Consider the following 12,860-nt stretch of genomic DNA (forward strand, 5'->3'; position numbering starts at 1 on the left):
CAAGCACCGGTTCGCGCTCATATCCGTTCCGGGGCTCGGCGCCTCGTTTGTGCCGCGCCTGGTGCGCGAAGTGGTGGCATTGGTGATTGGCCAAATGATCGGGGTGCCCGGCTTGGCGATGGGGCGCGCCGGGCGGCTTCCGTATGCGCGAACCGACGGGGGGATCCGCTACTTTGCCCCCAGGGGGCTGCGACGACTGCGGCTACTAGTTGGCATGGTGCGTGCCAATCGCCCCTGGCGCTTGGTAACGGGGCTATCCCGGGTCCTGGTGGTTGCGTTCGCCAGCGGCGCGCTCGGGCTGGCCACCAAGGAGATTTGGTTATTCTCCGACACGATGGGCCCCTGGCGCATGGGCGCGGCGACCATCCTGTCGATCACGGCGATGGTGGCCTGGCTGATCCTGGATCACAAGCTCTGGGAACGGCCGGAGTCGCTCACCGAGCGCGGCCGATCGGTGCTGTACAACACCGCGACTTTAGTGACGCTCACGATCGGCGTCACGGTGCTGTATGTGGCCCTGTTCGTCCTGCTGCTGGGCGCCGCAGTTGTCATCCTTTCGCCTGAACTGTTCGCCAGTACCCTCGGCCATCCGGTCGGCATTGCCGACTACCTGACGTTGGCGTGGTTGCTGGGGTCGGTCTCCACGGTCGGCGGGGCGCTGGGGTCTGGACTCGAAGACGACCGCGTGGTCAGGGCGGCGGCCTACGGCGTTAGGCAGCGTGAACGCTTCACCGAATCCGACAGCGGTTCCTCCGGGCGCCAATCGAGCTTAGGGGAGTCTTAGCCGAGGAACGATCGAGGCGTCGGGCCCGGTGGTCGAGCAGCAAACATCGTGCTTGCGCGGCGCCAGCACGGGTACTCGTCTGAGCACGATGACAGAAATGTCCTACCGAAGCACGGATGACATCGACCCTTGTGTGCGCGTTTACGGGACGCGGGTCCACAATTTACGGGGTGTCGACGTCGTAGCGCCGCGTGACGCGCTGGTCGCGTTCACCGGGATCTCCGGATCCGGCAAATCGTCGTTGGCCTTCGGGACCATCTATGCCGAGGCCCAGCGCCGCTACTTTGAATCGGTCGCTCCGTACGCCCGTCGCCTGCTATTGCCAACCGGCGCGCCGAAGGTAGATGACATCACCGGGCTACCGCCCGCCGTCGCTTTGCAGCAGCGCCGGGGTTCGGCGACCTCGCGGTCGACGGTCGGCACCGTCACCACCCTGTCGAATCTGCTGAGGATGCTGTTCTCCCGCGCCGGCACCTACCCGCCGGGGGCCACAGAGCGACTGGACTCCGATGCGTTCTCGCCGAACACGGCGGTCGGTGCGTGCCCCGAGTGCCACGGGCTGGGACGAATCCATCGGGTGACCGAAGAGACACTGGTACCAGACCCGTCGCTGACCATCCGCGAAGGCGCCGTTGCCGCATGGCCGGGTGCGTGGCAGGGCCAGAACCTACGCGACATCCTCGTCACGCTGGGGTACGACATCGACAAGCCGTGGCGGAAACTTTCTAAGCGTCAACGCAATTGGATTCTGTTCACCGACGAGCAGCCCACCGTCGAAATCGATCCGAGCCAGCACCCCGTGCAGGCCGATTATTACTACAACGGCACGTTCTCCAGTGCCGAACGCCACGTCCGCCACACGCTGGCCAACTCCCATAGCGCGATGATGCGTCGCCGCGTACTGCAATTCGTCGACAGCGTCGAGTGCCCCATTTGCGACGGTTCCGGGCTTCGGCCGGAGGCGTTGCAGGTGACTTTCGCCGGGCGCACCATCGCCGACTACGTGGCGATGCCATTGGCCGGTCTTGCTGATACGTTGCGCCCGACGGCTTCTCGGACCGATGCCGCCGCCGCCTACGAGTCAACGGAGTCCGGTGAGCTGACGGAAGTGGCGACCATGATCGCCGCCGATCTCGTCGCACGCCTGCAGATACTCGTGGATCTCGGCCTCGGCTATCTCACGCTGAGTCGCCGCACTCCGACGGTGTCACCCGGCGAACTGCAGCGGTTGCGGTTGGCCACTCAACTGCGCGCCGGCTTGTTCGGCGTGCTCTATGTGCTCGACGAGCCGTCAGCCGGACTGCACCCCGCCGACGCCGAACCGCTACTCGACGTGCTTGATCGCTTGCGGCGCGCGGGCAATTCGTTGTTCGTGGTCGAGCACGACATGGACGTTGTATCCCGTGCCGATTGGATCGTCGACGTCGGGCCCGGGGCGGGGGAGCTTGGCGGAAAGGTGCTTTACAGCGGGCCGGTGCCAGGGCTCGTCGACATCGAGGAGTCGATCACTCGCAGATACCTTTTCGAGGGGGATAGGCCACCGTCTCGTCAACCCCGCACGCAGTCCGGGCGGCTGCGGCTGCGCGGGATCTGCTTCCACAATTTGAGAGACCTCGACGTAGACCTGCCACTTGGTGTGTACACCGCGGTCACTGGAGTATCCGGTTCAGGCAAGTCGACGCTGGTCGTCAAGGTCCTCGGCGATATTGTGAACAGCCATCTCGGCACGGGGCGCGCCGCCGAGCCGGCCGAATCCGACGACGACGGAGCCGATACCGAGATCGTCGATCTCGATCACGACGCGAGCGTCGGTGTGACGGCAGCGGGGGTTGAGGAGATCAACCGGTTGGTATCGGTCGACCAGCGCCCGATCGGACGCACGCCGCGCTCGACGCTGGCGACCTACACCGGCTTGTTCGACGCCGTGCGCCGCGAATTCGCCGCGACCCCGAAGGCGCGTCGCCGCGGTTGGACAGCGGGCAGGTTCTCATTCAACGTAGCCGAAGGTCGCTGCCCGACCTGTCAGGGGGAGGGGTTCGTATCGGTCGAATTGTTGTTCCTGCCAGGCACATACGCCACATGCCCGGCGTGTCAAGGAGCGCGTTACTCCGACGAGACACTCGAGGTGCGCTATCGCGACCGTACGATCGCCGACGTGCTCGCGATGACCGTCGATGAGGCCTCGGAGTTTCTTGCCGACATCGCCAACGCAGCGCGGAGCCTGACCACGCTACGTGAGGTCGGACTGGGATACCTACGTCTCGGACAGCCCGCGACCGAGCTGTCAGGTGGCGAGGCGCAGCGAATCAAGCTCGCCTCTGAACTGCAGAGACCCCGGCGAGGGCACACGCTCTACGTCCTTGACGAGCCGACCACCGGGCTTCACCCCGCCGATGTGGATCTGCTCGATCGTCAACTGCACCGCCTGGTCGACGCGGGCAATACCGTGGTGGTCGCCGAACACGACATGCGGATGGTCGCGGGTGCGGACTGGGTGATTGACCTGGGACCGGGAGCCGGCAGCGACGGCGGTCGGGTCGTTGCGGCGGGTCCGCCGGAGAAGGTGGCACGCGCGAAACACAGCCGCACGGCGCCGTATCTGGCAAAGCGGTTGGCGCCGTCTGCTACTCGCTGAAGAAGTTGTCGTTTTTCGTGCCTGCCAGTTTCACCGCCGTGCGTCGACACGGGCTGGGATGGACCCCTTTGCCACAGTGGTGCACGGCGATTCGAGCGGAAAGTCGTTGTCCGTCGAACGGATCCGGACAGACCGGACGATGGTGGCGAGCGCGAGGGTTGTCACCAGCATCGCGAAGTGTTCACCGATGCACGAACGTGACCCGGCCGCGAACGGGATGAACTGCCAGCGGTCGCGGTCCTTGGAGTTCTCCGGGCTGAACCGATCGGGGTCAAAGACCAGCGGGCGCTCCCACAATGCCGGATCCCGGTGCAGGGCACTGATCCCCACGGCCACGATGCTGCCCGCTTCCACTCGGTAGCCGTCCACCGCGATGTCACGGAGCGCCACCCGGCCGACCCCCGCGGCCGGCGGGACCAGTCGCAACGACTCCTTGAGTACCTGGGTGGTGTACTCGAGCCGGGGGACATCGTCGGGCGTCAGTTCTCTGTCGCCGATCTCGGCAACCTCGGCGCCGACCCGGTTCTGTATGTCGGGATGGTGCCCCAGCTCCCACAAGGCGTAGGTCAGCATCGTCGCCGTTGTGTCGTGGCCGGACAGCATGAAGATCAGCAGCTCGCTGCAGATGTCGTCGTCGGAGAGCGGCCGGCCGGTGTCTGGGTCGGTGGCCGCGATCAACGCTTGCGCCAACGCCGCATCGCGGGTCGGATCTGCGCGGCACGCCTGCAGGATGTCCATGGTGACCTGGCGCATCGTCGCAACCGCGGCGCGAGCGCGACGGCGTGACGGCGTCGGGAGCCACCGCGGCGCACGTAGCGGCCGTAATGCACGATCGGTCGCGTAGGCCGATGCCACGTGCATGTTCTGTGCGATCTCGTTACCGAATTCGTTGATGTCGACACCGAGAATCGAGCGGCCGAGCGACCGCATGGCCAGTCGGCGGCACTCAGCGTCGAGATCGACTTCGGCTACCTCGCGCCAGTGATCGGCGAACATTTGCGCCGTCTGCGTCATGTGCCTGCCAAAGCCGTCGACGTTTTGTTTGGTGAATACCGGTTGTAGTACGCGTCTGCGCGAAACCCATTCGCTGTTGGGCAGCACAAAGAGGTTGTCGCCAGCCACGTTTCGCACTTCCTGGTGGATCTGGCATCGCTCGGTGACTCCGTCCGTGCGTCCCAACACATCGCGCACCCCGCTCGGCGAGGTCACCAGCACAAGGGCCGGGGCAACGAACTTTGGCAGCGGTTTGAAGCGGGTCACCGGTCCGCCGGCCTCGCTCAGCAGTACTAGTCCGGTGTGCAAAACCCGCGCCGCTGACAGCGCCTGCCGAATGGGCAGCGGATTTTTCGGGGCCAGCGGGAGTGTGGCCACATCGAGTTTGTCGATCGTCGCGGTCATTGCACCAAGAATTATGCCGTGCCCAGCCGCCGCTACGCACTGCGGACGATCGCTTTTCTCGGAAAGCGGGCGCTGGCCTGCTACTGCCTAACCCGAGCGGTTTGAACCTCGGCTTCTCACTCGAGCAGCTTGTCGACGCGTATAGCGAACTACGTTAAGCACTTTGCCAGTAGCGTGCGCGCAACCCACTCGACGCGACTCAGCGATTCCTCCAACGTCATCATGCCGGTGAGAACCCCCGCGACAGAGCTGCTCAACGCGGCGTTCAATCCGAAGGTGATATTTGGAACATCCTCCGGTGCAACGCCTTCCAGAAGTCGGTTGAACATTTCGGTATTCGTGCGATTCATCTGATCGATCGTCGCTCTGGCTTCGGAATCGGTCGATGTCGTCGTCTGGAACATCAGCGTGGTCATATTGGGATTGCGGTGAAACGCACGCTGGGCGCGTCGTAGGTAGTCCAGAATGCCCGGCAGCGGATCTTGATCACCCCGGACCCCACGCGACGCGACGATGCGACGGGTGAGTCGCTTTTGCCACTCCTCGAGCGCCGACGCAAGAAGATAGTCCTTCGAGTTGAAATAGCGGTAGACGGTGGCCAGCGCGACTCCGGAGCGCTTGGCAACGTCACGCATCTGAACGGCGTCCGCGCCCACCTCGGCGATCAGGTCGATGACCGCTTCGATGACGGCGGCGCGCCGGATGAGCTGCCGGCTGGTCATATCCGCGAGTGGAACGACGGAGGATTCAGGACGTGCGATCGAAACGTTGACCATGCGACCTCCGGTCTCGGCCTCACATTAGAACAGAACAGCCTTCTTGATCTCTGGCTCGATACTACGACATCCGCCCGGATCAGAGGAGGTTATCCCAGCTAGAAGCGTCGCTCGACCTTGACAGAAGTAGAACTGTGTTTCAGTATAGACAGGCGGCGGCGTTGTTCGCGCGATGTTTTAGTGCGATCGGAGGACTTCATGCCCGGACCGGTGGGACTGCCGGTGATCGACACCATGGTCGGTTTTCCGCACGAGGGCTCCGCCCAGTACGACTTCATCCGCAAACAGACCAAGGACCGGGAGTCCAAGGAGGATTTCGAATTTCCGGTCGAGTACATGTTCAAGGACGTGCCGAAGGAACTGCCGACCGACGACCCAGTGTCGCTGGTGCTTGCGCAGATGGACCGATTCGGTATCGAGAAGGCGATGATCGGTGTCGGTGAGGACTCCGCGCAGCTGGCGCTCAAGACGTTCCCGGACCGCTTCGTGCCCTCCGGCGCACTCGTCGACCCCAACGACGTCATGGGCTCGGTGAATGCGATTCGTCGCGACTACGAGCAGTTCGGTATCCGCGCCACGTCGGTGTTCCCCGCGGGAACTTTTCCGCAGGTCCCCATCGACGACCCGAAGATGTATCCGATCTATGCCACCTGCGTTGACCTCGGCATTCCGATCTTCGTCTGCGCCGGAGTCCCCGGTCCGCGGGTTCCCTTTGCGCCACAAGAGGTCTCACGAATCGACGTCGTGATGTTTGATTTTCCCGACCTGGTGTTCGTCACCCGCCACGGCTGCGAACCGTGGGAGGACCTGGCCGTCAAGCTGATGCTGAAGTGGCCGAACCTGTACTACTCGACATCGGCGTTCGCACCCAAGTACTACCCGAAGGCGATTGTCGACTACGCGAATTCCCGCGGCGCCGACAAGATCCTCTACGCCGGTTACTTTCCGATGGGCCTGTCCCTGGAGCGGATCTTCAGCGAGTTGCCCAATGTTCCGCTGAAGGACGAGGTGTGGCCGAAGTTCCTGTACGGCAACGCCGCTCGTGTTCTCGGGCTGGAAGGCTGACGGTCGATGACGCTGGCGATCACCGTCGAGCAGGAGCAGCTCGTCGACGCCGTGAACCGTTTCGCTGCTCGGCACGCGCCCATCGACACGACTCGTGGCGAGTTCGATCGGATTGCGTCCGGCGAAATACCGTCCTGGTGGCCGGAATTCGTCGATAGTGGCTTTCATGCCGTGCACCTACCGGGCCATGTCGGCGGCCAGGACGGCACCCTGGCCGACATGGCCTGCGTGGTCGAGGCGGCCGCCGCGGCGTTGTTGCCTGGTCCGCTGCTGAGCACGATCACAGCGAGCGCAGTGGCGAATCTGGCAGATGCCTCAGCCAAGCCGCTGCTGACCGATCTGGCTGCAGGCGCGACGGCGGTCGTGATTCTGCCCGAACACTGCGACGTCCAAGCGGTGCCCGAAGGGGCCTCGTGGCGACTCAGCGGATCGTCGGGATCAGCGCTGGGACTCGTTGCGGCACAACATATTCTGCTGGCAGCCCGTACCCCGGATGGCGACGAACGATGGTTCGTGGTCACACCGGGCCCGGGCCTGACGATCGACTCGCAAGAAGGCACCGACTTGAGCACCGACGTCGGTGCCTTGGGACTCACCGACCACGTCGTGCCCGACATCGCGGAGATATCCGGCATCTCGACGGAGCGGGCCCGCTGCGTCGTGGTGGCCCTTGCCGCCTGTGCCGCCGCGGGAGCAGTGCGCCGCTGCGCTGACGCCGCCATCGAATACATCCGCACCCGCGAGCAGTTCGGCAAACCAGTCGGCGCTTTTCAGGCGCTGCAGCACAAAGCAGCGACGCTGCTCGTCAACTCCGAACTGGCGACGGCCTCGGCCTGGGACGCGGTCCGGGCAGCAGATGAGTCCATCGAGCAGCACCGTCTCGCTGCCTCTTCGGCCGCGGTGATGGCGGTGGCCGCAGCCCCCGATCTGGTGCTGGATGCGTTGCTGATGTTCGGCGCGATCGGCTACACGTGGGAGCACGACACGCACCTGTACTGGCGACGCGCCACCAGCTTGGCCGCGTCGTTGGGTCCGATGACCCATTGGGCCCGGGAGGTGGGGGAGTTGGCGCGCACGTGCAAGCGCTCCACCGCAATCAACCTGGGCGACGTCGAGTCCGAGTTTCGGGCGCAGGTGGCAGCGACGCTGGACCAGGCGCTGACGCGATCCAACCATCCTTATTCCGGCGACATCAGAACCCCCGGCTTGGCCACTGGGCCGCAACGCGACCTGCTGGCACGCGCAGGGCTGGTGGCGCCAAATCTGCCCGCGCCGTGGGGTGTTGGTGCGTCGGCAGTGCAGCAGGTGATCATCGCCGACGAGTTCGGCAAACGTCCCGAAATGATCAGACCATCACTAGGGATCGCCGAATGGATCCTGCCGACCATTCTCAACAGCGGATCGGACCTGCAGCGTGAGCGCTTCGCGTGGCCGATCGTGCATGGCGTGCAGCGATGGTGCCAACTGTTCAGCGAACCCGGCGCCGGATCGGACCTGGCGTCGCTATCGACCCGGGCCACCAAGGTCGACGGGGGATGGCTGGTCAACGGGCACAAGATCTGGACGTCGTTGGCGGACCAGGCTCAGTTCGGAGCATTGCTGGCCCGAACGGATCCCGACGCGAAGAAGCACCGCGGCATCGGCTACTTCCTCGTCGACATGACGTCACCCGGTGTCGACGTCTCGCCGATCAAACAGGCCAGCGGACGCTTCGAATTCAACGAGGTGTTTCTGACCGACGTGTTCGTGCCCGACGACATGCTCGTCGGTAAGCCTGACGACGGGTGGACCCTGGCGGTATCGACCATGGCGGTCGAACGTACGGCTATCGGAAACTACGTCAGCATCGACCGGGCAGACGCGCTTCGCAGGGTGGCCGAAATACCCGGTCCCGAGCAGGATGTCGCGGTGCGGGCGCTGGGCGACATCGAGTCCTATAGCACCGCAATCAAAGCCATGGTGCTGCGCGAAACCCTTCGACTGGTGGAGGGCCAGGGACCCGGCCCGACCTCCAGCATCGCCAAGTACGCGATGGTCACGTTGTTGCGTCGCGCGTGGACTGCCACTCTCGGCCTGACCGGCCGCGTCGCAATGTTGGAAAAGTCCGAACCGCCGGTTGTCCAACCGTATTTCGACGCACCCGCCGAACTCATCGGCGGCGGAACCCCCGAAATCCAGCTGACGGTCATCGCATCGATGGTCCTGGGCTTGCCGCGCAACTGAATAGCCACGTCGCCACAGAAAGGACACCCACCGCGATGACGACTCAGCTTCCCTTCCAATTCTTCGATTGCGACAACCACTATTACGAAGCCCTCGACGCGTTCACCCGACACATAGATCCGCAGTTCAAGAAGCGCGCGATCCAGTGGGCCCAACTGGATGGCAAGCAACGTCTCCTGGTCGGTGGCAGGGTCAACAGGTTCATCCCGAATCCGACTTTCGACCCGGTGGGTAAGCCCGGCGCGCTCGACGAGTACTTCCGTGGCCGTAACCCCAGAGGCGCTGATCTGAACGCGCTTTTCGGAGACTTGGAGCCGATCCCGCCGGCGTATCGGGACCGCGACGCGCGGCTCGCCTTGATGGACGAACAGGGCATGGCGGGCTGCATCCTGTTGCCGACTCTCGGAGTCGGGATGGAGCAGGCACTCTTGCCGGATCTGGATGCGACGGTCGCGACGTTCCGGGCGTTCAATCGCTGGATGGACGAGGACTGGGGATTCGCCTACCAGGACCGAATTTTCGCCGCGCCGTACATCACCTTATGCAAGCCGGACGATGCAGTCCGCGAGCTCGAGTGGGCACTGGATCGCGACGCGCGTTTCATCGTCATGATTCCCGGCCCCATCACGACCGCGGTCGGAATGCGCCCGCCCGGCGACCCCATGTTCAACGAATTCTGGCAGTTGGCAAACGATTCGGGCGTCACAGTATGCTACCACTCAGGCGAGACGTACTATTCGAAATTCATGCCGGCGTGGGGCGAATCGGACTACATGATGTCGTTCCAGGCGCTGCTTGGCTTCCGGAGCCTGTTCTCCGGTAACGCACTGCAAGATACGTTCGCCAACCACCTTCACAACGGACTGTTCCTGCGCTTCCCTAATTTGCGGATGGCTTCCATTGAGAGCGGCTCGGATTGGGTGTTCCATCTCTTCGAAAAGCTGACCAAGTCCTACGGCCAGATCCCGCAGATCTACCAAGAGGACCCGCGGGAGACGTTCAAACGCCATGTGTGGGTGTCGCCGTTCTACGAAGACGAACTGGCCAGCCTGCTGAAACTGCTCGGCGACACACAGATCATCATGGGTTCGGATTTCCCCCACGTCGAGGGTCTGGCCGATCCGGCGTCCTACGTCAAGGACCTGGAGAACTTCGACTACACCCCCGAGGAGTGTCGAACCATTATGCGCGACAACGGACTTCAGTTGTCGCTCCGCAAACCAGTCTGATCGATCTGTGAATGTCAGCATGACGCAACCGCAACTGCCACAGGGGTTCGACTTTACCGATCCCGATGTGTACGCCACTCGTCTTCCGACCGAGGAATTACGTCAGTTGCGACAGACAGCGCCGATCTGGTGGAACGAACAGCCTACGGGCGTCGGAGGTTTCACCGACAGCGGCTACTGGGTGGTAAGCAGGCACCGCGATATCCGTGAGGTGTCGCGGCGCAGCGATGTATTCTCCAGCGCTCAGAACTGCATCGTGCCTCGGTACGTCGACGAGGAGACGGCACGCGGGCAGATCGAGGCCGGGCGATTCTCGATGATCAATATGGACGCTCCGCAGCACACCCGAATGCGCAAGATCGTGTCACGAGGATTCACGCGGCGCGCGGTGGATCGGCTGCGTGACGACCTGGCACAGCGAGCTCGTCACATCGTGGCGGATGCAGCCGCCGCCGGGAGCGGAGATTTCGTGGCGCAGGTGGCCAGCGAGCTTCCGCTGCAGGCGATGGCCGGACTTCTCGGGGTCCCCTTCGAAGATCGATCGAAGCTGTTTCACTGGACCAACGAGATGGTAGGCGACGAGGACCCCGAGTTCGCCGGGTCCAAGGCGCTGGAATCGGCCGGCGAATTGATGTCCTACGGCATGCAACTCGCCGCTGATAAGGCGGACCATCCCGGTGACGACATCGTTACCCGGCTGATTACGGCGGACGTCGACGGTCACAAACTCTCCGACCAGGAGTTCGGGCTGTTCATGGTGACGTTGACGGTCGCCGGCAATGAAACAACCCGCAACTCGATCACTCAAGGCATGATGGCGTTCCTCGACAACCCGGAACAGTGGGCGATGTTCACGGAGCGACGCCCGCCGACCGCTGCCGACGAGATCATCCGCTGGGCAACACCGATCACAGCGTTCCAGCGCACCGCACTGCGCGACACCGAACTCGGCGACGCGCCGATCAAGCGGGGCCAGCGGCTTGCGCTGTTCTACCGATCGGCGAATTTCGACGAAGACGTGTTCGACGACCCCTTTTCGTTCAATGTGCTGCGAGATCCCAATCCGCACTTGAGTTTCGGCGGTACCGGCGCCCACTACTGTCTCGGGGCCAACCTTGCTCGCCTCACCATCGAGCTGATGTTCAACGCGATTGCCGACCTCACGCCCGACCTCACCTCGTTGGCCACTCCGCAGCGATTGCGGTCGGGCTGGCTCAACGGGATCAAGCACTGGCAGGTCGACTACCACACCAACGGGGCAGCGAAATGCCCTGTCGCGCACTAAGACCTATATTCAAGCGATGGCCACACATCGAGCTGTCCACGTAGAGTCCGCTGGCGCAGCCTTAGAGCTGGTCGACGTCGAAACCAAGCCCCCGGGTCGTGATGAGGCACGGCTGACGGTCTCCGCGTGCGGGATCTGCGGCACTGACGCAAACTTTGTTTCGGGCGGATTCCCCGGCATGTCGTGGCCGTTGACCCCCGGCCATGAAATCGCCGGAAAAATTGCCGAACTCGGGCCGGGCGTCGAGGGTTTCGCGGTCGGCGATCGTGTCGCGGTCGGGTGGTTCGGCGGGTGCTGCTACCACTGCGATCAATGCCGCAAAGGTCAATTCATTCACTGCGAGAACGGCAAGGTCCCGAGCTGGCAGTATCCCGGCGGATATGCGGAGTCGGTGACTGTGCCCGCCAGTGCGCTGGCCCGGATACCGGCCGAGCTCTCTGACGCAGAAGCAGCCCCGATGGGCTGCGCCGGCGTGACCACGTATAACGCCCTGCGCCACACGAAGGCGTTGCCCGGCGACCGGGTGGCGATCCTCGGTGTCGGCGGCCTTGGTCATCTCGGGGTGCAGTTCGCCCGTGCGATGGGCTTCGAGACCATTGCGATCAACCGGGGCACCGGCAAAGAGGACGATGCCCGGAAACTCGGCGCCCATCACTACATTGACTCAACCGCCAATGATCCCGCCGAAGCGCTGAAGGCCCTGGGCGGTGCGACGGTCGTGTTGGCTACCGCGGGCAACTCGAATGCCATGGCAGCAACGGTCGGTGGCATAGCGCCCCAAGGTGAGCTCGTCACCATCGGTGTCACGCCTGAGCCGCTGCCGATCAGCCCGATTCAGCTGATAACGCCAGGGGTCAGCATTGTCGGCCATCCGTCTGGGACCGCGAAAGAGGTCGAAGACACAATGCATTTCGCGGTCTTGTCGGGCGTGAGGGCTTGGATCGAGGAGCTACCTCTGTCGCAAGCCGCGGAAGGCTACTCGACGCTCGAGCACGGGCGTGCGCACTACCGCACCGTTCTCACCATGTGACTGAGGTGTGGCGCCTGGACGCATCCGACGGTGAACTGCTCATTCGCACCGGCGTCAAGGGCAGGGCCGCCCGAATGGGTCATCGTCTTACCATCGTGATGACGCGGTGGCAGGCCACTGTGAGGTGGGCCGGTGCCCAGCCCGTCGCCGCGGAACTTGCGGTCGAGACGGACTCGTTCGAGGTGCTGCGCGGCGAGGGCGGCGTCAAAGGGTTGTCCGGTCCCGAGAAAACTCTGGTGCGGTCGAATGCGTTGAAGTCATTGGATGCCGGTCGATTCCCCGAGATCCGCTTCACCGCCGAGACCATCGACAAGACCGAAGACGGATACCGCCTGACCGGCAAGCTTCACATCAGGGGAAAGTCACGAGAACACGTAATAGACTTGCGCACACAGGATCTCGGTGATTCGTGGCGAATGTCGGCCGAATCCAGCG

At 63.7% G+C, this 12,860-nt stretch carries 10 protein-coding genes; 8 read left to right on the plus strand and 2 right to left on the minus strand.

Translation table 11 applies throughout. The features are described 5' to 3' along the window. Together VGH54_RS20975 and VGH54_RS20980 are read left to right on the plus strand one after the other, a co-directional pair. The coding region (locus VGH54_RS20975; RefSeq protein WP_331514010.1) for a hypothetical protein at positions 1-784 on the plus strand (784 nt) is incomplete at its 5' end. An 88-nt stretch (positions 785-872) separates the two neighbouring features. Next, positions 873-3,419, plus strand: coding sequence for an excinuclease ABC subunit UvrA (locus VGH54_RS20980; protein ID WP_331514011.1), 2,547 nt, complete (start codon positions 873-875; stop codon positions 3,417-3,419). Between the two features lie 30 nt (positions 3,420-3,449). Here the strand turns inward: VGH54_RS20980 and VGH54_RS20985 are convergent, their stop codons facing one another. Together VGH54_RS20985 and VGH54_RS20990 are read right to left on the minus strand one after the other, a co-directional pair. Further along, on the minus strand, positions 3,450-4,817 hold the full coding sequence (locus VGH54_RS20985; RefSeq protein WP_331514012.1) for a cytochrome P450: 1,368 nt from the start codon (positions 4,815-4,817) through the stop codon (positions 3,450-3,452). Between the two features lie 149 nt (positions 4,818-4,966). Then, positions 4,967-5,593 (minus strand): TetR family transcriptional regulator, encoded by a 627-nt coding sequence (locus VGH54_RS20990; protein ID WP_331514013.1) that lies wholly within the window; start codon positions 5,591-5,593, stop codon positions 4,967-4,969. Positions 5,594-5,791: 198 nt separating this feature from the next. Here VGH54_RS20990 and VGH54_RS20995 point away from each other — a divergent pair, with 198 nt between their 5' ends. The 6 genes from VGH54_RS20995 to VGH54_RS21020 all read left to right on the plus strand — a co-directional run. Then, positions 5,792-6,658 carry an amidohydrolase family protein gene (locus VGH54_RS20995; protein WP_331514014.1) on the plus strand — a complete coding sequence of 289 codons (867 nt, stop codon included), beginning with the start codon at positions 5,792-5,794 and terminating at the stop codon, positions 6,656-6,658. A gap of 6 nt (positions 6,659-6,664) precedes the next feature. Beyond that, the gene (locus VGH54_RS21000; RefSeq protein WP_331514015.1) at positions 6,665-8,881 is read left to right on the plus strand and encodes an acyl-CoA dehydrogenase; all 2,217 of its coding nucleotides are present in this window, start codon (positions 6,665-6,667) and stop codon (positions 8,879-8,881) included. Positions 8,882-8,916: 35 nt separating this feature from the next. Then, on the plus strand, positions 8,917-10,110 hold the full coding sequence (locus VGH54_RS21005; RefSeq protein WP_331514016.1) for an amidohydrolase family protein: 1,194 nt from the start codon (positions 8,917-8,919) through the stop codon (positions 10,108-10,110). 19 nt (positions 10,111-10,129) lie between these two features. Further along, the gene (locus tag VGH54_RS21010; protein WP_331514017.1) at positions 10,130-11,395 is read left to right on the plus strand and encodes a cytochrome P450; all 1,266 of its coding nucleotides are present in this window, start codon (positions 10,130-10,132) and stop codon (positions 11,393-11,395) included. 16 nt (positions 11,396-11,411) lie between these two features. Further along, entirely contained in the window at positions 11,412-12,425 is a 1,014-nt protein-coding gene (locus VGH54_RS21015) for an alcohol dehydrogenase (RefSeq protein WP_331514018.1), read from the plus strand. A gap of 5 nt (positions 12,426-12,430) precedes the next feature. After that, the coding region (locus VGH54_RS21020; RefSeq protein WP_414688761.1) for a YceI family protein at positions 12,431-12,860 on the plus strand (430 nt) is incomplete at its 3' end.

Origin of the sequence: Mycobacterium sp. (assembly GCF_036488105.1) — a bacterium.
GTDB lineage: Bacteria > Actinomycetota > Actinomycetes > Mycobacteriales > Mycobacteriaceae > Mycobacterium.